At 72.1% G+C, this 19348-nt stretch carries 16 protein-coding genes; 11 read left to right on the top strand and 5 right to left on the bottom strand.

From position 1 onward, the window contains the following. Nucleotides 1–3 precede the first annotated feature (3 nt). Nucleotides 4–840 carry a glutamate ABC transporter substrate-binding protein gene (locus ACH4VO_RS12675; protein WP_360988300.1) on the bottom strand — a complete coding sequence of 279 codons (837 nt, stop codon included), beginning with the start codon at nucleotides 838–840 and terminating at the stop codon, nucleotides 4–6. 65 nt (nucleotides 841–905) lie between these two features. After that, nucleotides 906–1691: an amino acid ABC transporter ATP-binding protein gene (locus ACH4VO_RS12670; protein ID WP_360988298.1), complete on the bottom strand. Its 786-nt coding sequence runs from the start codon at nucleotides 1689–1691 to the stop codon at nucleotides 906–908. Between the two features lie 332 nt (nucleotides 1692–2023). On the opposite strand from ACH4VO_RS12670, the gene ACH4VO_RS12665 reads away from it, so the two are divergent. Further along, nucleotides 2024–2716, top strand: a complete 693-nt coding sequence (locus ACH4VO_RS12665; protein WP_360988296.1) for a response regulator transcription factor — start codon at nucleotides 2024–2026, stop codon at nucleotides 2714–2716. A 15-nt stretch (nucleotides 2717–2731) separates the two neighbouring features. Continuing rightward, on the top strand, nucleotides 2732–4126 hold the full coding sequence (locus ACH4VO_RS12660; protein WP_360988294.1) for a HAMP domain-containing sensor histidine kinase: 1395 nt from the start codon (nucleotides 2732–2734) through the stop codon (nucleotides 4124–4126). 102 nt (nucleotides 4127–4228) lie between these two features. Here ACH4VO_RS12660 and ACH4VO_RS12655 read toward each other — a convergent pair whose 3' ends face one another. Next, complete coding sequence (locus ACH4VO_RS12655) at nucleotides 4229–5227, bottom strand: TAXI family TRAP transporter solute-binding subunit (protein ID WP_360988373.1); 999 nt, start codon at nucleotides 5225–5227, stop codon at nucleotides 4229–4231. A 99-nt stretch (nucleotides 5228–5326) separates the two neighbouring features. Between ACH4VO_RS12655 and miaB the strand changes: the two genes are divergently transcribed. Beyond that, on the top strand, nucleotides 5327–6844 hold the full coding sequence (miaB, locus tag ACH4VO_RS12650) for a tRNA (N6-isopentenyl adenosine(37)-C2)-methylthiotransferase MiaB (RefSeq protein WP_360988292.1): 1518 nt from the start codon (nucleotides 5327–5329) through the stop codon (nucleotides 6842–6844). A gap of 257 nt (nucleotides 6845–7101) precedes the next feature. Further along, nucleotides 7102–7821, top strand: a complete 720-nt coding sequence (locus tag ACH4VO_RS12645) for a class III extradiol dioxygenase subunit B-like domain-containing protein (protein WP_360988290.1) — start codon at nucleotides 7102–7104, stop codon at nucleotides 7819–7821. An 82-nt stretch (nucleotides 7822–7903) separates the two neighbouring features. Here the strand turns inward: ACH4VO_RS12645 and ACH4VO_RS12640 are convergent, their stop codons facing one another. Next, complete coding sequence (locus tag ACH4VO_RS12640; protein WP_360988288.1) at nucleotides 7904–8149, bottom strand: antitoxin; 246 nt, start codon at nucleotides 8147–8149, stop codon at nucleotides 7904–7906. Nucleotides 8150–8278: 129 nt separating this feature from the next. Here ACH4VO_RS12640 and miaA point away from each other — a divergent pair, with 129 nt between their 5' ends. The 6 genes from miaA to hflX all read left to right on the top strand — a co-directional run bounded on the left by miaA (nucleotide 8279) and on the right by hflX (nucleotide 16301). Then, nucleotides 8279–9217, top strand: a complete 939-nt coding sequence (gene miaA / locus ACH4VO_RS12635; RefSeq protein ID WP_360988286.1) for a tRNA (adenosine(37)-N6)-dimethylallyltransferase MiaA — start codon at nucleotides 8279–8281, stop codon at nucleotides 9215–9217. A 107-nt stretch (nucleotides 9218–9324) separates the two neighbouring features. Continuing rightward, nucleotides 9325–9762 carry a hypothetical protein gene (locus ACH4VO_RS12630; protein WP_360988371.1) on the top strand — a complete coding sequence of 146 codons (438 nt, stop codon included), beginning with the start codon at nucleotides 9325–9327 and terminating at the stop codon, nucleotides 9760–9762. A gap of 79 nt (nucleotides 9763–9841) precedes the next feature. Then, entirely contained in the window at nucleotides 9842–10714 is an 873-nt protein-coding gene (dapF, locus tag ACH4VO_RS12625; protein WP_360988284.1) for a diaminopimelate epimerase, read from the top strand. A gap of 141 nt (nucleotides 10715–10855) precedes the next feature. Beyond that, nucleotides 10856–13072, top strand: coding sequence for an HD domain-containing protein (locus tag ACH4VO_RS12620; protein ID WP_360988282.1), 2217 nt, complete (start codon nucleotides 10856–10858; stop codon nucleotides 13070–13072). Between the two features lie 81 nt (nucleotides 13073–13153). Then, nucleotides 13154–14647, top strand: a complete 1494-nt coding sequence (locus tag ACH4VO_RS12615; protein WP_360988280.1) for a M1 family metallopeptidase — start codon at nucleotides 13154–13156, stop codon at nucleotides 14645–14647. Nucleotides 14648–14780: 133 nt separating this feature from the next. Continuing rightward, complete coding sequence (gene hflX / locus ACH4VO_RS12610; protein ID WP_360988278.1) at nucleotides 14781–16301, top strand: GTPase HflX; 1521 nt, start codon at nucleotides 14781–14783, stop codon at nucleotides 16299–16301. A gap of 105 nt (nucleotides 16302–16406) precedes the next feature. Here the strand turns inward: hflX and ACH4VO_RS12605 are convergent, their stop codons facing one another. After that, nucleotides 16407–17627, bottom strand: a complete 1221-nt coding sequence (locus ACH4VO_RS12605; protein WP_398440936.1) for a trypsin-like serine peptidase — start codon at nucleotides 17625–17627, stop codon at nucleotides 16407–16409. 331 nt (nucleotides 17628–17958) lie between these two features. Between ACH4VO_RS12605 and ACH4VO_RS12600 the strand changes: the two genes are divergently transcribed. Further along, nucleotides 17959–19347: a diaminobutyrate--2-oxoglutarate transaminase family protein gene (locus ACH4VO_RS12600; RefSeq protein WP_360988276.1), complete on the top strand. Its 1389-nt coding sequence runs from the start codon at nucleotides 17959–17961 to the stop codon at nucleotides 19345–19347. Nucleotide 19348 lies beyond the last annotated feature (1 nt).

Raw genomic sequence — 19348 nt, 5'->3', positions numbered from 1 at the left:
GCCCTACTTGACGATGTTGCCGGTCTTCGGCGCGGGCTCGTTCTTGTAGTTGGCGGGGCCGAAGTTGGCCTCGACCGCCTTGTCCCAGGAACCGTCCGAGACCATCTTGGTCAGCGCGGCGTCGATCTTCTTCTTGAGGTCGGCGTCGCCCTTCTTCAGACCGATGCCGTAGTTCTCGTTGGTCATCTTGAAGCCGGCCAGCTTGAACTTGCCCTTGTGGGCGTCCTGCGCCGCGTATCCGGCGAGGATGGAGTCGTCGGTGGTCAGAGCGTCGATGGCCTTGTTCTCCAGACCGGTGAGGCACTCGGAGTATCCGCCGTAGTTCTGCAGCTGAGCCTTCGGGGCCAGCTTCTCCTTGACGTTCTTCGCCGAAGTCGAACCGGTGACCGAGCAGAGCTTCTTGTTGTTGAGGTCCGCGGGCGACTTGATGGAGTCGTCGTCGGCCCGGACGAGGACGTCCTGGTGGGCCAGGAGGTACGGGCCGGCGAAGTCGACCTTCTGCAGACGCTCGTCGTTGATGGAGTACGTCGCGGCGATGAACTTCACGTCGCCACGCTCGATGGCGGTCTCGCGGTCGGCGCTCTTCGTCTCGACGAACTCGATGTTCTTGGCGTCGTAGCCGAGCTCCTTGGCGACGTACGTGGCGACGTCGACGTCGAAGCCGGCGAACTTGCCGTCCGGAGTCTTCAGGCCGAGACCGGGCTGGTCGATCTTGATACCGATCGTGATCTTCTTGCCGCCGCCCGCCGAGTCGTCCTTGTCGCCGGAGCCGCAGGCGGTGGCGGTGAGGGCGAGCGCGAGCACGGCGGCCGAGGCGGCGGTGACCTTACGAAGCTGCATGGTGGAATTCCCTGGGGTTGACGCGATGTGAGTGATCAGCTGGTCCGGAGAACAGTCGTCCGGAATCAGTGGTGCAGGATCTTCGACAGGAAGTCCTTGGCCCGGTCACTGCGCGGATTGCTGAAGAACTGGTCCGGCGTGGCCTCTTCGACGATCTTCCCGTCCGCCATGAAGACGACGCGGTTCGCCGCCGACCTGGCGAAGCCCATCTCGTGCGTGACGACGACCATGGTCATCCCGTCCCGGGCGAGCTGCTGCATGACCTCCAGCACCTCATTGATCATCTCCGGGTCGAGCGCGGACGTCGGCTCGTCGAACAGCATGACCTTGGGGTCCATCGCCAACGCGCGTGCGATGGCGACCCGTTGCTGCTGACCGCCGGAGAGCTGGGAGGGGTACTTGTCGGCCTGCGTGGCCACTCCCACCCGGTCGAGCAGCGAACGGGCCTTCTCCTCAGCGGCCGCCTTGTCCGCCTTGCGGACCTTGAGCTGCCCCAGCATCACGTTCTCCAGCACCGTCTTGTGTGCGAAGAGATTGAACGACTGGAACACCATGCCGACATCGGCGCGCAGCCTCGCCAGCTCCTTGCCCTCCTGGGGCAGGGCCTTGCCGTCGATCGTGATCGCGCCCGAGTCGATCGTCTCCAAGCGGTTGATCGTGCGGCACAGCGTGGACTTCCCGGACCCGGAGGGCCCGATGACGACGACAACCTCGCCACGGGCGATGGTCAGGTCGATGTCCTGGAGCACATGCAGCGCGCCGAAGTGCTTGTTGACGTCGCTCAGTACGACAAGGTCGTCACCCGTGGTCGCGGCGTCCTGGGCGGCCTTGGTCACTGAAACTCCGCTCATCGGCTTTTTGCTCCGTCCTCCTCGGTTAGGGGGAGACCATAGTGAGGCGGTGCGACCAGCGTCATCACATCTGAGCGGAACTTGAGGATAACGATCAGGCCGCCACCGGACACGCGGCGTGTGCGGTACGCCACGCCCCGCAGGGTGGCGTACCGGGTCCATAACGGAAACGCGTAGGTAACGGGGAGGGGCTTGACTGACGTGCCGGTCATCGGCGTGGATGCCCTGTACGGGACTGCGCGGATCCTCGCCGTACGGCAAGATCCGCCGGGTGCGGCGCCCGGCCGGTGCACACGTGCCGTGCCGGCGGACATGAGGCGGAGAGGGGGGGCATGAGACTGCTGCTCGTCGAGGACGACGACCACGTCGCGGCGGCCCTGTCCGCCGTGCTCGCGCGCCACGGCTTCCAGGTCGTGCACGCCCGCAACGGCGAGGAGGCCCTGCGGGCGCTGCTGCCCGCGGACAAGGAGCCGTTCTCGGTCGTGCTCCTCGACCTCGGCCTGCCCGACCAGGACGGCTACGAGGTGTGCGGGAAGATCCGCAAGCGCTCCGCGATCCCGGTGATCATGGTGACCGCGCGCGCCGACGTGCGCTCCCGCATCCACGGCCTCAACCTCGGCGCGGACGACTACGTCGTCAAGCCGTACGACACCGGCGAACTCCTGGCCCGCATCCACGCCGTGGCCCGGCGCAGACCCCCCGGCGAGGACACCGGGCCCACCCCGCTCGCGGCCCTGCGGCTCGGCCCGGTCCGCATCGAGCTGCCCACCCGCAGGGTCAGTGTCGACGGCCACGAGGTCCAGCTCACCCGCAAGGAGTTCGACCTGCTCGCGCTTCTCGCCCAGCGCCCCGGCGTGGTCTTCCGCCGGGAACAGATCATCAGCGAGGTGTGGCGGACCAGCTGGGAGGGCACGGGACGCACCCTGGAGGTGCACGTCGCGTCGCTGCGCTCCAAGCTGCGGCTGCCCGCCCTGATCGAGACCGTGCGGGGCGTCGGCTACCGACTCGTCCCGCCGCAGGCCTGAGGGCGTACGTTCCCCGTGCGCACCCGCCTGCTCCCCCTGCTCATCGTCCTGATGGCCGCCGTGCTGCTCGCCCTCGGCTTCCCCCTGGCCGTGCGGGTCGCCGCCGCCGAACAGCAGCGGGTCGTCATCGACCGCATCGACGACACGGCGCGCTTCGCCGCGCTCGCGCAGTTCGCCGGCGCGCTCATCGAGGACTCCGGAGAACGGCAGCGCATCCTGCAGACCGAGCTCAGGGCCTACGACTCGGTGTACGGGATCCGGGCGGGCGTCTTCTACCGGGACGACCGGGCCCTCGCCAAGGCCCCCGCCTCCTGGACCCTGCCGGTGGAGGGGGAGGGGCGCCAGGCGTTCCGGGAAGCCCTGCTCGGCCGGCGCTCCCACGATCCGGCGCAGGTCTGGCCCTGGCAGCGCGGCCGGCTCGTCGTCGCCTCCCCGGTCGTGCGCGACGGCGATGTCGTGGCCGTCGTGGTGACCGACTCCCCGACCGGTGACATGCGGTCCCGGACCCTGCGGGGCTGGCTGCTCATCGCCCTCGGCGAGAGCGCGGCCATGCTCGTCGCGGTCGGTGCCGCGTTCCGCCTCACCGGCTGGGTCCTGCTGCCCGTACGCACCCTGGACGCGGCCACCCACGACATCGCCAGCGGCCGGATGAGGTCACGGGTCGTCGCCTCCGGCGGGCCTCCCGAACTCAGGCGCCTGGCCCGTTCCTTCAACGAGATGGCGGACAACGTCGAGGACGTGCTGGAGCAGCAGCGGGCCTTCGTGGCCGACGCCTCGCACCAGCTGCGCAATCCCCTGGCGGCGCTGCTCCTGCGCATCGAACTCCTCGCCCTGGAACTCCCGGAGGGCAACGGGGAGATCGCCTCGGTGCGCACGGAGGGCAAGCGCCTCGCGCGGGTCCTGGACGACCTGCTGGACCTGGCGCTGGCCGAGCACGCCCCGGCGGACCTGCGGCTCACGGACATCGGCGCGCTCACCGGCGAACGGGTCGCCTCCTGGCGTCCGCTCGCCGAGGAGAAGGGCGTACGGCTGACACTGGACGGCGCCCCCGCGGTGACCGGCTGGGCGGATCCCATCGCGCTCTCCAGCGCCCTGGACGCCGTCATCGACAACGCGCTGAAGTTCACCCCGCAGGGTCAGGAGGTCACGGTCACGGCCGGAACCGACGGCTCCGGCACCACGATCGTCGTCGCCGACCGGGGGCCCGGTCTGAGCGAGCAGGAGCTGGAGCGCATCGGCGACCGCTTCTGGCGCAGCAACCGGCACCAGAACATCAAGGGGTCCGGGCTCGGGCTCTCCATCTCCCGGGCGCTGCTGGCGGCCGGTGGCGGATCGATCGGCTACGACCGGCACGAACCGCACGGCCTGCGGGTGACGCTCACCGTGCCGCGCGACGCTCCGCACGCCTGAGAGCCTGCCGGGTGACCGGGGCCCGGAGAGCGGATGCGGTCCGGCCCCCGGTCACCGGACAGGCTCTGAGCCGCCCGCGCACCGGCTTCGCGGGGCGGCCGCTCAGGGCTTGGCCGAACGGTAGTAGCGCTTGGCCCCTTCGTGCAGCGGCAGCGGATCGGTGTAGATCGCGGTCCGGAGGTCCACCAGCTGCGCGGCGTGCACCTCGCGCCCGATCCGGTCCCTGCTGTCGATCACGGTGCGGGTGAAGGCCTCGGTCATCAGCGGATCCGTACGGTCCGTCGTGATCAGCAGATTGGCGACCGCGACCGTCCGTACCGCCTGTCCCTGCTGGGCGTCGAGATAGGCGTCGGCCGGCATCACGGCCGAACGGTAGTGGCGGGTGGAGCCGCCGGCCGCCTGCAGCTTCGCGATCAGTGCGTCCTCGAGCGGCACCAGCCGGACGGCGAACTTCTCCGACAGGTCCTGCACCGCACCGGTCGGCAGGCCGCCGGACCAGAAGAAGGCGTCCAGGGTGCCGGACGTCAGCCTGGCCGGCATGGTGTCGATGCCCGCGTGGACCGGCGTGATGTCCCCGGCCGGATCGACGCCGGCCGCCTTCATCAGCCGGTCGGCGACGAGGAGCACCCCAGAACCCTTCTGCCCGACGCCGACCCGCTTGCCCCGCAGGTCGCCGACCGTCCGGATGCCGGAGTCCCTCGGGACGACCAGCTGGACGTAGTCGTCGTACAGCCGGACGCAGCCGCGCAGCCGGTCTCCGCCGGCCCGCCCGCTCTGCAGGTACGTGGCCACGGCGTCGGCGGTGGCGATGGTGAAGTCCGCCTTTCCCGTCGCCACCCGTTCGATGTTCTGCTGGGAGCCCTCGCTGGTCCGCAGCCGTATCGACACCTTGGGCATGTCCTTGGCCAGCGCGCCCTCCAGGCGCTCCCCGTAGCGCTGGTACACGCCGCTGCGTACGCCGGTGGAGAAGGTCAGCGAACCGCTCGGCTCCGGGCTCCCCAGTGGGAGGACCCACCACAGCAGCAGCCCGAGGACGAGCGCGGCCCCGGCGCCTCCCTGGAGGGTGCGGCGCCGGCCGAATCGGGACAGTGCGTGCAGCATGGCGCGATCCTGCCAGTCCACGCCCCGTCCTGGCCAGGCCGGATCCCCCGAGGGACTCCGGCGGCCGGAAGGTGCCCGGCCACCGCCTACCCTTGTCCCATGACCAGCGGCAACCGGAGCGAAGCAGTGGACGTCCAGAAGAGCTACGAGGTACGCACTTACGGGTGCCAGATGAACGTCCATGACTCCGAACGCCTGTCGGGGCTGCTGGAGGACGCCGGCTACGTCCGCGCCCCCGAGGGTGCGGACGGTGACGCGGACGTCGTCGTCTTCAACACGTGCGCGGTGCGGGAGAACGCCGACAACAAGCTGTACGGGAACCTCGGCCGCCTCGCCCCCATGAAGACGAAGCGCCCCGGGATGCAGATCGCCGTCGGCGGCTGTCTGGCGCAGAAGGACCGCGACACCATCGTCAAGCGCGCCCCCTGGGTCGACGTCGTCTTCGGTACGCACAACATCGGCAAGCTGCCGGTGCTCCTGGAGCGCGCGCGGATCCAGGAGGAGGCGCAGGTCGAGATCGCCGAGTCCCTGGAGGCCTTCCCGTCCACTCTGCCCACCCGCCGCGAGTCCGCGTACGCCGCGTGGGTGTCCATCTCCGTGGGCTGCAACAACACCTGCACCTTCTGTATCGTCCCGGCCCTGCGCGGCAAGGAGAAGGACCGCCGCACCGGCGACATCCTGGCGGAGATCGAGGCGCTCGTCGCCGAGGGCGTCAGCGAGATCACCCTGCTCGGCCAGAACGTGAACGCCTACGGCTCCGACATCGGTGACCGCGAGGCCTTCTCCAAGCTGTTGCGCGCCTGCGGCACCATCGAGGGCCTGGAGCGGGTCCGCTTCACCTCGCCGCACCCGCGCGACTTCACCGACGACGTGATCGCCGCGATGGCCGAGACGCCGAACGTGATGCCCCAGCTCCACATGCCGATGCAGTCGGGCTCGGACACGATCCTGAAGGCCATGCGGCGCTCGTACCGCCAGGAGCGCTTCCTCGGCATCATCGGCAAGGTGCGCGCCGCCATGCCGGACGCGGCCATCTCCACCGACATCATCGTGGGCTTCCCCGGCGAGACCGAGGAGGACTTCGAGCAGACGATGCACGCCGTCCGCGAGGCCCGTTTCGCCAACGCCTTCACCTTCCAGTACTCCAAGCGCCCCGGCACGCCCGCCGCGGAGATGGAGGGGCAGATCCCCAAGGAGGTCGTCCAGGAGCGGTACATGCGCCTGTCCGCCCTCCAGGAGGAGATCTCCTGGGAGGAGAACAAGAAGCAGGTCGGCCGCACCCTGGACGTCATGGTCGCCGAGGGCGAGGGACGTAAGGACGGTGCGACGCACCGCCTCTCCGGGCGCGCCCCGGACAATCGCCTCGTCCACTTCACCAAGCCGGCGCAGGACGTGCGCCCCGGGGACGTCGTGACCGTCGAGATCACGTACGCGGCCCCGCACCACCTCCTCGCCGAGGGCGCCCCGCTGGGTGTGCGGCACACCCGTTCGGGGGACGCCTGGGCGAAGCGCACGGAGGCTGTGGCTCCGAAGCCGGCGGGGGTCATGCTCGGGCTGCCGGGCATCGGCGCACCCGCGCCGACGCCGGCCGCGGCGCCTGGATGCGGCTGCGACTGAGGGCGGCGCGCGGGGCGGGGCCCACGGCTCGGGCGGCGGGCTTCCGGCCTCGCCGGCGTTCGAGGCGGAGCCCGAAGCGAGTCCGGTTCCGCCAGGAGGCGGATGGGGAAGCAGCCCCCCCCCGCAGGCGCGACCCGCCCCGGCGGCCCCCCCCCACCCGCTTCGGGGCTGGCCGGTGGGCCGCGCCTCGGGCGCGGGCGCGACCGGACGGGTGGTGCGCAACCTGTGCCCGGGGGTCTCGCAGTACGCTGACCGGCATGCTTGTCGCCGCCGCCGTGTGTCCCTGCCCGCCTCTCCTGGTCCCCGAGGTCGCCGCGGGTGCCGCGCACGAGCTCGACCCGGCGCGGGCCGCGTGTGCCGACGCGCTCGGGGTGCTCGCCGCCTCGCGACCCGACCTGCTGATCGTCGCCGGGCCCGCAGGCCCGTCCGAGCGCGGCCCCTACCCCGTGGGTTCGCCCGGTACCTTCGCCGCGTTCGGTGTCGAGCTCGCCGTCCGCTTGGGGGAGCCGCCCGCCGGATCGGCGGCCCCGGACCGCCCGCTCCCGGCGTCCCTCGCCGTCGGCGCCTGGCTGCTGGCCCGCTCCCGGTGGTCCTGCGCCCCGGTCGAGGGGCTCGGGGTGGACGAGCCGCTGTCCGCCGACCGCTGCGCGGAGGCCGGACGGGAGCTGGCCGGCCGGGCGGACCGGGTGGCCCTGCTGGTCATGGGTGACGGCAGCGCCTGTCGTACGGTCAAGGCTCCCGGTTACCTGGACGAACGGGCGGTGGACTTCGACGCGGCGGCCTTCCGGGCCCTCGGTGCGGCCGATCTCTCCGCGCTGGCGGCCCTGGACGAGGAACTCGCCCGGGAGCTGCGAGTGGCAGGCCGGGCGCCCTGGCAGGTGCTCGCGGGGGCGGCGCGGGGCGCCGGGCTCGGCGGGCGGCTGCTGTACGAGGACGCCCCGTACGGCGTGGGCTACGCGGTCGCCGCCTGGTCGTGACGGGGGGCCGACAGCCGTGAGGGCCGGGGAGCGACGTGCTTCCCCGGCCCTCACGGCCGTGCCCTACTCGTCCGGCCCCGGATCAGGACGCCGGCGGCGTGGGCGGCGTACCGCCCTCGTTCTTCTGACCCAGGCGGTCCACCGCGTCCTTTGCCTTCTGCGTACCGGACACGATCTTCTCGCTGTACTTGCCCTTGGTCTTCTGGTCGACCGTGCGGGCGGCCTTGTCGAGGCCCTGGTCGATCTTGCCCCCGTGCTGCTGCGCGAGGTCGCCGACCTTGTCCTTGGCCGGGGCCAGCTTGGCCTTCAGGTTGTCCAGGAAACCCATGGGTCACCTTCCGTGCTCGGGGGACTGTTCGTACATTTTACCCGGAAGAAGACCTTGCGGGTGCTGCCGGGCACGCGGCGGGGGGCCGTTGCGGAACTCGGGCGTCCCGGAGTTTGGGACACTGTCCCGGTGAGAAGACCAGCTCCCACCCCCCGCGTCATCGCCGTCGTCGGCCCCACCGCCGCCGGAAAGTCCGACCTGGGAGTCTTTCTCGCCCAGCGGCTCGGCGGCGAAGTCGTCAACGCCGACTCGATGCAGCTCTACCGCGGCATGGACATCGGCACGGCGAAACTGACCCTGGCCGAGCGCGGCGGCGTTCCGCACCACCTGATGGACATCTGGGACGTCACCGAAGCCGCCAGCGTCGCCGAGTACCAGCGTCTGGCCCGCGCCGAGATCGACAGGCTGCTGGCCCAGGGACGTACCCCCGTCCTGGTGGGCGGCTCCGGCCTCTACGTCAAGGGTGCGATCGACGCCCTGGAGTTCCCGGGGACCGACCCGGGCGTGCGCGCCCGGCTCGAGGACGAACTCGCGGAACACGGCTCCGGTGCCCTGCACGCCCGGCTCGCAGCCGCGGACCCGGAGGCGGCCGGGGCCATCCTGGCCAGTAACGGCCGCCGTATCGTCCGCGCCCTCGAGGTCATCGAGATCACGGGCAAGCCGTTCACCGCCAACCTTCCGGGCGACGAGGCGGTCTACGACGCGGTGCAGATCGGCGTGGACGTGGAGCGCCCGGAACTCGACGGGCGGATCAGCGCCCGGGTGGACCGGATGTGGGAGGCGGGGCTCGTGGAGGAGGTACGCGGCCTGGAGGCCCTGGGGCTGCGCGAGGGGCGTACCGCCTCGCGCGCACTCGGCTACCAGCAGGTCCTGTCCGCGCTCGCGGGCGAGTGCACCCAGCAGGAGGCGCGCGCCGAGACCGTACGCGCCACCAAACGCTTCGCGCGCCGTCAGGACTCGTGGTTCCGGCGCGACCCGCGCGTCCAGTGGCTCAGTGGCGCCGAGGAACACCGCGGGGAACTCCCGCACCGGGCGCTGGCGTTGGTCGAACGGGCGGTTACAGCCTGATCACGTGATGGCATCGGGACGCTCCGCCCGTCATTTCGGTGCCCCACGCCGTGCCATCATCGAGCATCGATCGACCAGTGGAGTCCGAGTTGGGAGGGCGCGTGGCGATGGAGGCCGGCCCTCGCGACACAGACCGGGACGCACCGGATACGCGGCACGAGACGGGACGCCTGAGCCCGGACGGGCCCGACGAGCACGACGTGGCCCCCGAGGTCGAGGTCGAGCTCCGTCCGGTCCGCCGCATGCGGATCTGGCAGCTCGCGCCCATCGTGGTGCTGGCGGCGCTCGGCTCCCTGATGTTCGCCTTCCCGCTCGCCTTCGAGTTCGGCGGCGGCGGTGCCGTCGTGGCGATGCTGGGACTGCTGATCAGCTGCTGCGCCGCGGGCTGGGCCATGATGGCGGCCCGCCGGGTGGGTCACACCTGGCCCGGACTGCCGGCCAGAGGCGCCGGGGAACGCCCCGACTGGCGCGTGATCGGGCTCTACGTCGTCGTGGGTGCGGGCCTGGTCGCCCTGGCCGTCTGGCGCGTGGCGCGACTCCGCTGAGAGGACGCCGCAGGCGGTCGCCCGGTGGGCGGGCGGACCGGCGAGGCGGACGGGCGGCGCGGCCTCGTACAGTGGATCCGTGAGCACTGCGCAGATCACCTTCCTCAAGGGCCACGGCACCGAGAACGACTTCGTGATCGTTCCGGACCCGGACAACGCCGTCGCCCTGCCGGGTCGCGTCGTCGCGCGCCTCTGCGACCGCCGCGCGGGGATCGGCGGTGACGGCCTGCTGCACGTCGTACGGTCCGCGGCGCACCCCGAGGCGCTCGCCATGGCCGATCAGGCCGAGTGGTTCATGGACTACCGCAACGCGGACGGCTCCGTCGCCGAGATGTGCGGCAACGGCGTACGCGTCTTCGCCCGGCACCTGCAGCGCGCCGGTCTGGTCGGCGAAGGCGATCTGGCCGTCGCGACCCGGGGCGGGGTCAAGCGGGTGCACATCGCCAAGGACGGCGACATCACGGTCTCCATGGGACGTGCGGTGCTCCCGGACGAGGGCGTCACCGTCACGGTGGACGGCCGCAACTGGGACGCGCGCAACGTGAACATGGGCAATCCGCACGCCGTCGCGTTCGTCGACGCCCTGGAACACGCCGGTGACCTGCTCTCCGTACCGCCGTTCGCCCCGGCGTCCGTCTATCCGGACGGAGTGAACGTCGAGTTCGTCGTGGACCGCGGGCCGCGGCACGTCGCCATGCGCGTCCACGAGCGTGGTTCGGGCGAGACCCGGTCCTGCGGCACGGGCGCCTGCGCCGTGGCCGTCGCGGCCGCCCGCAGGGACGGGCTCGACCCCGCGAGGACCGGCGACCCGGCCACGTACACGGTGGACCTCCCCGGCGGCACCCTGGTGATCACGGAGCATCCGGACGGCGGGATCGACATGACGGGTCCCGCGGTCATCGTCGCCGAAGGCATGATCGACCCCGCCTGGCTCGAAACGGTGACCGGTTAGAGCTTCGCTCGAATGGGTGATCCGTTTCACGCTGAGCAGGAGCGGGACTGCGCCACGTGGTCGGGTCGATAGCATCAAGCACCGGCCCCGGAGGCGCACCCGCGCCTACGCGCCGCCGGTCGACGTTGCCGGAGGTGCCCCATGAGCGCAGAGGCCACCGATCCAGGTGCTCCCAGTCGCAAGCGCAGTCGCCCGCGGATCGACCTGCGCCGGCTGGGGCGTGTGGCCCTGCTCGGTCCGGCCTCCCGCGACCGGCTGCCCGCCGCCATCGGCCATGTGGCGGAGGCCCACCGGGCGCACCATCCGGATGCCGACCTGTCCCTCCTGCACCGCGCCTACGTCCTCGCGGAGTCCTCCCACCGCGGCCAGACCCGAAAGAGCGGCGAGCCGTACATCACGCACCCGCTGGCCGTGACCCTGATCCTGGCCGAACTCGGCGCGGAGACGACGACGCTGACGGCCTCACTCCTGCACGACACGGTCGAGGACACCGAGGTGACGCTCGATCAGGTCAAGGCGGAGTTCGGGGCGGAGGTCTGTTACCTCGTCGACGGCGTCACCAAGCTGGAGAAGGTGGACTACGGGGCGGCGGCCGAACCCGAGACCTTCCGCAAGATGCTCGTCGCCACCGGCAACGACGTGCGGGTCATGTCGATCAAGCTGGCCGACCGGCTGCACAACATGCGCACCCTCGGCGTCATGCGCCCCGAGAAGCAGGCCAGGATCGCCAAGGTCACCCGCGACGTCCTCATCCCGCTCGCCGAACGCCTCGGCGTGCAGGCGCTCAAGACGGAGCTGGAGGACCTGGTCTTCGCGATCCTCCACCCCGCGGAGTACGAGCGGACCCGGGCCCTGATCGCCGAGGCGGCCCGCACCCACGACCCGCTCGCCGAGATCGCCGACCGTGTCAGGACGACACTGCGCGAAGCCGGAATCAGCGCCGAAGTACTCATCAGGCCGCGCCACTTCGTCTCCCTCCACCGGGTCAGGACGAAACGCGGCGAACTGCGCGGCACCGACTTCGGGCGACTGCTCGTCCTGGTCGGCGACGACGCCGACTGCTACGCGGTCCTCGGAGAACTGCACACCTGTTTCACCCCGGTCATCTCCGAGTTCAAGGACTTCGTGGCAGCGCCGAAGTTCAACCTCTACCAGTCGCTGCACACTGCCGTCGTCGGTCCGCAGGGCGCGGTCGCCGAAGTGCTCATCCGCACGCACCGGATGCACAAGGTCGCCGAGGCGGGTGTCGTCGCCCTCGGCAATCCCTACGCGCAGGACGGCGCCACCGCCGCCTACCGGGCCGAGCCCGCCGACGGGGAGCGCGCCGACCCGACCAGGCCCGGCTGGCTCTCGCGCCTGCTCGACTGGCAGCAGTCCGCCACCGACCCCGACACCTTCTGGACCACGCTGCGCGCCGATCTCGCGCAGGACCGGGAGATCACCGTCTTCCGCACCGACGGCGGCACACTCGGTCTGCCGGCGGGCGCGAGCTGCGTCGACGCCGCGTACGCGCAGTACGGCGACGAGGCGCACGGCTGCATCGGAGCCCGCGTCAACGGGCGCCTGGCCACGCTCAGCACGGTCCTGAGGGACGGTGACACCGTGCAGCTCCTGCTCGCGCAGGACGCTTCCTCCGGCCCCTCCCCGGAGTGGCTGGACCACGCCCGTACGCCTGCCGCGCGCATCGCGATCGCGGGATGGCTGGAGACCCACCGGGACGACGTCCCGGAGCACCGGAGGGGCCGGGCCGCCGCCCCAGGGCAGCAGAGCCGGTCCGGGGACGACGGGCCGGACGGCCCCGGGGCCGGCAGGGCGCAGCAGAGCGCGGACCGCGCGGCCGACGCCGGGGACGGCCCCCCGAACGGCCGGGGCAGGCCGGGCGGCCGGGCCGTGACCGTGTCCGTCGACGCACCCGGATCGCAGGTCCGGCTCGCCGGCTGCTGTACGCCCGTCCCTCCCGACGACATCATCGGATGCATGGTGCGCGGCGGGGCCGTGACCGTGCACCGCCGGGAATGCGCGGCCGTCGCCCGTATGCGGGCGACCGGCCGGGCGGCCGTCGGGGCGCGCTGGAACGACACCGGCGACCCCGGCGGGACGGCGGACTACCGCGTCACCCTCGTCGCCGAGTCGTTCGGACGCCCCCGGCTGCTGGCGGACCTCACCGAGGCCATCGCCGCAGCGGACGCGGCCATCGTCGCCGCGACGGTCGAGCCGCCCAGCGAACAGCGCGTCCGGCACACCTACACCCTGCAGCTCCCGGACGCCGCCGGGCTGCCGGGACTCATGCGGGCGATGCGCGACGTACCGGGGGTGTACGACGTGAGCCGCGCCCAGCAGCCCGCCGCCGCGGGCTGACGGCCGCTCCGGGCGCCCCCGTTCGGGTGGTGCGGCGCGCGCCGCTCCCGCGTGGCCGGATTCCGCTGGTAGCCGTAGTCCATGCCGCTCACCTCCCGTCGCCTGCGCACCGCTCTGCTGGCCACCGCGTCGGCCACCCTCATCGCCGCCACCGCGCCCGCACCGGGGCCGCTGGGCATCGGCGACCGCTTGTTCCCCCATCTCGGCAACCCCGGGTACGACGTCCTCTCGTACGACATCTCGCTCAGGTACCACGGCCGCGCCACCGAGCCCCTGGACGCCGTGACCAGGATCGACGCCCGGACCACCGCGCCGCTGGAACGCGTCAACCTCGACTTCGCCCGGGGCACCGTCCGCTCCGTGCAGGTCAACGGGCTCGGCTCCCGGTTCTCCACCGAGGACGAGGACCTGATCGTCCGGCCCCCCGCCCGGCTCCCCGCGGGAGTGCCCCTGCGGATCACGGTCCGGCACACCAGCGACCCCTCCGGGGACACCGGAACCGGCGGCTGGGTCCCGACCGCGGACGGCCTGGCCATGGCCAACCAGGCCGACGCGGCCCACCGGGTCTTCCCCGGCAACGACCACCCGTCCGACAAGGCCTACTTCACCTTCCACGTCACCGCGCCCGAGGAGTACACCGTCGTGGCGGGCGGCCTGCCCACCGGGAAGCGCCGCCACGGGGCCACGACCACCTGGACCTACCGCACCGGGCACCCCATGGCCACCGAACTGGCCCAGGTGTCCATCGGCCGCTCCGCCGTCCTGCGACGGACCGGGCCACGCGGGCTGCCGGTACGCGACGTCGTTCCCGCGGCCGACCGCGGGAAGCTGGAGCCCTGGCTGCGCAGGACCCCGGGGCAGCTGGCCTGGATGGAGGAGCAGGTCGGCCCCTACCCGTTCGAGACGTACGGGCTGCTGGTCGCGGACACGGACACCGGCTTCGAGCTGGAGACCCAGACCCTCTCCCTCTTCGAACGCTCCCTCTTCACCGACGCGGGCCACCCCGCCTGGTACATCGAATCGATCATGGTGCACGAGCTCGCCCACCAGTGGTTCGGCAACAGCGTCTCGCCGCGGACCTGGTCCGACCTCTGGCTCAACGAGGGGCACGCCACCTGGTACGAGGCCCGGTACGCGGAGGAGCACGCGCAGAAGCCGATGGAGCGGCGCATGCGCGAGGCGTACAGCCGCTCCGACGCCTGGCGTGCGGCCGGGGGTCCGCCCGCGCACCCCGACGCACCCTCCACCGACCACAAGATCAGCCTCTTCAGGCCGGTGGTGTACGACGGCAGCGCCCTCGTCCTGTACGCCCTGCGCCAGGAGATCGGCGAAGCGGCCTTCGACCGCCTGGAGCGCACCTGGGTGCGCACACACCGCGACGGGTCGGCCGGCACCGCCCAGTTCACCGCGCTGGCCTCCCGCATCGCCGGGCGCGACCTGACGGACTTCTTCGACGGCTGGCTGTACGCGGAGAGGACGCCGCCGATGCCGGGGCACCCGGACTGGCGCAGCGCGGCGCCGCGCAACGCGGCCCCGGCCCCGCAGGGGCCCGCACACCCGGTGAAACCCGCGTGACGCGCCCAGCGGGGCCATGTCACTATCGAGGCGTCGGCACGGCGGCCGGCCGGGGTACCCCGCCCGGGGGAATCTTCCGGCGGGGTGACGCGTTGTGACTGGCGTAACGGACTTCTATCGACGTAAGGATCCAATGACCTCCTCTTCTTCCCTTCCCCAGGACGCGCGCGACGCGCGGAGCGCCACGGAAAACGACTCCGAGAGCCTCACCGAGGGCCGGCGGGCCGACGCCCTGATGGAAGAGGACGTCGCCTGGAGCCACGAGATCGACGGGGAGCGCGACGGCGACCAGTTCGACCGCTCCGACCGTGCGGCACTGCGCCGCGTGGCGGGTCTCTCCACAGAGCTCGAGGACGTCACCGAGGTCGAGTACCGACAGCTGCGCCTGGAGCGTGTGGTGCTGGTCGGTGTCTGGACCTCGGGGACGGTGCACGACGCGGAGATCTCTCTCGCGGAGCTGGCGGCGCTGGCCGAGACGGCGGGTGCCTTGGTGCTCGACGCCGTGTTCCAGCGGCGCGACAAGCCGGACCCCGCCACATACATCGGGTCGGGCAAGGCGCTGGAGCTGCGCGACATCGTGCTGGAGACCGGCGCGGACACCGTCATCTGTGACGGTGAGCTGAGTCCCGGCCAGCTGATCCACCTCGAGGACGTCGTCAAGGTCAAGGTGGTCGACAGGACCGCCCTGATCCTCGACATCTTCGCCCAGCATGCCAAGTCCCGCGAGGGCAAGGCCCAGGTGTCGCTGGCACAGATGCAGTACATGCTGCCGAGGCTGCGCGGCTGGGGTCAGTCGCTCTCCCGGCAGATGGGCGGCGGTGGGTCCAGCGGCGGTGGCGGCATGGCCACGCGTGGACCCGGTGAGACCAAGATCGAGACGGACCGTCGCCGGATCCGCGAGAAGATGGCGAAGATGCGCCGGGAGATCGCGGAGATGAAGACGGGCCGCGAGATCAAGCGCCAGGAGCGCAAGCGCAACAAGGTGCCTTCGGTCGCGATCGCCGGATACACCAACGCGGGGAAGTCGTCGCTGCTCAACCGGCTCACCGGTGCGGGCGTCCTGGTGGAGAACGCGCTGTTCGCCACCCTCGACCCGACCGTGCGCCGGGCGGAGACGCCCAGCGGACGGCTCTACACCCTGGCCGACACCGTCGGGTTCGTGCGGCACCTGCCGCACCACCTGGTCGAGGCGTTCCGCTCCACCATGGAGGAGGTCGGGGAGTCCGACCTGATCCTGCACGTGGTCGACGGCTCGCACCCGGCCCCCGAGGAGCAGCTCGCCGCCGTGCGGGAGGTGATCCGGGAGGTCGGCGCGGTCGACGTGCCCGAGATCGTCGTGATCAACAAGGCGGACGCGGCGGACCCGCTGGTGCTCCAGCGCCTGATGCGCGCCGAGCGGTACGCGATCGCGGTCTCGGCACGGACCGGTGCCGGCATCGACGAGCTGCTCGCGCTCATCGACGCCGAGCTGCCGCGGCCGTCCGTCGAGATCGAGGCGCTCGTGCCCTACACCCAGGGCGGACTCGTCTCCCGCGTGCACGCCGAGGGCGAGGTCGTCTCCGAGGAGCACCTCCCGGAGGGCACCCTGCTCAAGGCGCGGGTGCACGAGGAGCTCGGCGCGGAACTCGCGGCGTTCGTCCCCGTGGCCCACTGAGGCACGGCCGCCCGTTCCCCGGAACGGGCGGCGGCGTCGCACCCCACGAAGACCGACGGCCCGGCTCCCTCGACGAGGGAGCCGGGCCGTCGGTGCGTCGTCCTGCTAACGGCCCGCGTACTTCTCGCTGACGGCCCGGTAGACGCCCTCGGCCTCCTTGCCCAGACGGGGCCCGGCCAGCCAGCCGGCGGTCACCGGCCCGATGGAGGTGTTCGAGACCAGGGCCGGCTTACCGTCCTGGCCCTTCGCCACCCAGCCACCGCCGGAGGAGCCCCCGGTCATCGTGCACCCGATGCGGTACATCGTCGGCTGGTCCTGGAAGACGGAGAGACGGCCCGGCTCGTCCGCGCACCGGAACGCCTTCTGCCCGTCGAACGGCGGAGCCGCCGGGTAGCCGGTGGCCGTCATGGTGTCGATCTCCGGGACCGCCGGGGCGTCGAAGTCGACGGGCAGCGCGGAACCGACCGTCTCCTCCAGGGACTTGCCCGTCGAACCCTTCTCCGGTGTCACCTGCAGGACCGCGAAGTCGTACGGCGCGCCCTGGCCGCCGGTCCCCGCGCCCTGGGCGATCCACTGCTCGGAGGTCTGCGCCCACTGGCCCCACCACACGCCGTACGGAGCGATCTTCTCCTTGGGCGCGTTCTCCAGCTCGGCCACCGACAGGCCGTTGTCGTTGTACGACGGGACGAAGGCGATGTTGCGGTACCAGCCGCCCTTCTTGCCCGCGTGCACGCAATGGCCCGCGGTCCACACCATGTTGGACTTGCCCGGGCGGGCCGGGTCCTGCACCACGGTCGCCGAGCAGACCATCGACCCCTCGGGCCCGTCGAAGAAGAGCTTGCCGGACTCCGCGGCGCCGGCGTGGTACGGCGTCGCGAGGGCGGCGGCCTCCACGGGGGCCGGGGTGGGGTCCGTCACGCCCTCGTCGCCCGAGATGTCGTTGTCGACGGGGTTCTCCGGGGCCTTGTCCGCGTCCCGCATCCGGTCCGGGTCCCACAGGTCCTCGATGATCGGGTTGACGTAGTCCTTGGCCTCACGCAGCCACGTGTCCCGGTCCCAGTTCTTCCACTCGCCGTTCCGCCACTTGTCGAGGTCGATCCCGTGCTCCTTGAGCCGGTCCTTCAGATCGTCCGGGATGGTGACCTTGCCGTCGGCGGCCTGGCCGGCGGAGCCGGCCGGCTTGCCGCTCGCCGCGTCCTCCTCGGGACCGCAGGCGGTGACGGTGAGCGTGAGGACAGCGGTGAGGGCGGCTGCCGCGAACACGGGGGAGGTGCGGCGGGCGCTCCTCCCGCGGCGTGCGGTGTCGATCGGGCGCATGGGTCGCATCTGGTGATCCCCCTGGGACTTCGTCACTGACTTCTCTGCCGCACCGCGGACGGCCGCCGGGCGCGGCACCGGTTCGACGCCACGGCGCGCACACGCGGGCCGCGGCGGCCCGTTCCGGGTGCGGCCCCCACTATGCCGGTGCCGATGGGGACGGCGTGCGGCAGGGCCATGGTTCCCGCCCCGCGAGGATCTTCCGCCGCACCCGTGATCCCCCGCGCCCGGCGTCGTTGGTACGTACGGGGAACACCCGGACAGCGTTCAGCCGCGCGGTCCGTCACCGGGGCTTCGTACGGGCGTACGAAGCCACTCTTACCGCAGGAGGACCACAGCCGTGGCCGTGACCGAACCAGCTCCGGCGCCGCAGGCCGCGTACGAGGGGATCCTGCGGCGTCAGGCGCTGCGCGAGTCGGCGGCCCGTACCTATGCGCGGTCGCTGCCGATCGTGCCGGTCCGGGCCAGGGGGATGACGATCGAGGGAGCGGACGGGCGGCGCTACCTCGACTGCCTCTCCGGGGCGGGAACCCTGGCACTCGGTCACAACCACCCCGTGGTGCTCGAGGCGATCAGGAAGGTCATCGACTCCGGGACGCCCCTGCACGTCCTCGATCTCGCCACTCCCGTCAAGGACGCCTTCACCACCGAGCTGTTCGCCACCCTGCCCGGCCGGCTCGCCGACGACGCCCGGATCCAGTTCTGCGGACCGGCCGGGACCGACGCGGTCGAGGCCGCCCTCACGCTGGTCCGCGCGGCCACCGGGCGCAGCGGACTCCTCGCCTTCACCGGCGCGTACCACGGGATGACCGCCGGAGCGCTGGCCGTGTCGGGCGGCGCCCCGGACGTCCGGGTGACCAGACTGCCCTTCCCGCAGGACTACCGCTGCCCCTTCGGGACCGGCGGGGAGCGGGGCGCCGGCATCGCCGCACGCTGGACCGAGCACCTGCTGGACGATCCCAAGGGCGGGGTACCCGCTCCCGCCGGGATGATCGTGGAACCCGTCCAGGGGGAGGGCGGGGTGAACCCCGCCCCCGACGGGTGGCTGCGCCGGATGCGCGAGATCACCCGGGACCGGTCCATCCCTCTGATCGCGGACGAGGTGCAGACCGGGGTCGGCAGGACCGGCGCCTTCTGGGCGGTCGAGCACAGCGGAGTCGTGCCCGACGTCATGGTGCTCTCCAAAGCCATCGGCGGCTCGCTCCCCCTCGCGGTGATCGTCTACCGCTCGGCGCTCGACGTCTGGCCCCCGGGCGCCCACGCGGGAACCTTCCGGGGCAACCAGCTCGCCATGGCCGCCGGGCGCGCCACCCTCGCGTACGTACGGGAGAACCGTCTCGCCGAGCGTGCCGCGACGCTCGGCGCCCGCATGCTCGCCGCTCTCCGCACGCTGAGCGAGGACCACCCGCGGATCGGCGACGTACGGGGCCGCGGCCTGATGCTGGGCATCGAGCTCGTCGACCCCGAGGCCGCGCCGCACCCCGCCCCCGCCGGGAGCGGATCCGCCCCACCGCCCGACCCGGCCCTGGCCGCCGCGGTGCAGCAGGAATGCCTGCGCCGCGGTCTCATCGTCGAGATCGGCGGACGCGACAGCGCCGTCGTCCGGCTGCTCCCACCCCTCACTCTCACCGACGAACAGGCCACGGCGGTCGTCGACCGTCTCGCCGATGCGCTGAGCGCCGCGGAGCGCTCCGCGAGCCGTCGGACCCCTTCCGGGCCGACCCCCTGAT

Source organism: Streptomyces sp. NPDC020780 (assembly GCF_044334475.1).
Classification (GTDB): Bacteria; Actinomycetota; Actinomycetes; order Streptomycetales; family Streptomycetaceae; genus Streptomyces.
The sequence above is the reverse complement of the archived record's forward strand: the minus strand, read 5'-3'. Positions and strand labels throughout refer to the sequence as shown.

Excerpts from the sequence above, each read along its gene's own strand:
- ACH4VO_RS12675 (WP_360988300.1), bottom strand. The coding sequence starts at position 840 with ATGCAGCTTCGTAAGGTCACCGCCGCCTCGGCCGCCGTGCTCGCGCTC.
- ACH4VO_RS12670 (WP_360988298.1), bottom strand. The coding sequence starts at position 1,691 with ATGAGCGGAGTTTCAGTGACCAAGGCCGCCCAGGACGCCGCGACCACG.
- ACH4VO_RS12665 (WP_360988296.1), top strand. The coding sequence starts at position 2,024 with ATGAGACTGCTGCTCGTCGAGGACGACGACCACGTCGCGGCGGCCCTG.
- ACH4VO_RS12655 (WP_360988373.1), bottom strand. The coding sequence starts at position 5,227 with ATGCTGCACGCACTGTCCCGATTCGGCCGGCGCCGCACCCTCCAGGGA.
- miaB (WP_360988292.1), top strand. The coding sequence starts at position 5,327 with ATGACCAGCGGCAACCGGAGCGAAGCAGTGGACGTCCAGAAGAGCTAC.
- ACH4VO_RS12645 (WP_360988290.1), top strand. The coding sequence starts at position 7,102 with ATGCTTGTCGCCGCCGCCGTGTGTCCCTGCCCGCCTCTCCTGGTCCCC.
- ACH4VO_RS12640 (WP_360988288.1), bottom strand. The coding sequence starts at position 8,149 with ATGGGTTTCCTGGACAACCTGAAGGCCAAGCTGGCCCCGGCCAAGGAC.
- ACH4VO_RS12630 (WP_360988371.1), top strand. The coding sequence starts at position 9,325 with ATGGAGGCCGGCCCTCGCGACACAGACCGGGACGCACCGGATACGCGG.
- ACH4VO_RS12620 (WP_360988282.1), top strand. The coding sequence starts at position 10,856 with ATGAGCGCAGAGGCCACCGATCCAGGTGCTCCCAGTCGCAAGCGCAGT.
- ACH4VO_RS12615 (WP_360988280.1), top strand. The coding sequence starts at position 13,154 with ATGCCGCTCACCTCCCGTCGCCTGCGCACCGCTCTGCTGGCCACCGCG.
- hflX (WP_360988278.1), top strand. The coding sequence starts at position 14,781 with ATGACCTCCTCTTCTTCCCTTCCCCAGGACGCGCGCGACGCGCGGAGC.
- ACH4VO_RS12605 (WP_398440936.1), bottom strand. The coding sequence starts at position 17,627 with ATGCGACCCATGCGCCCGATCGACACCGCACGCCGCGGGAGGAGCGCC.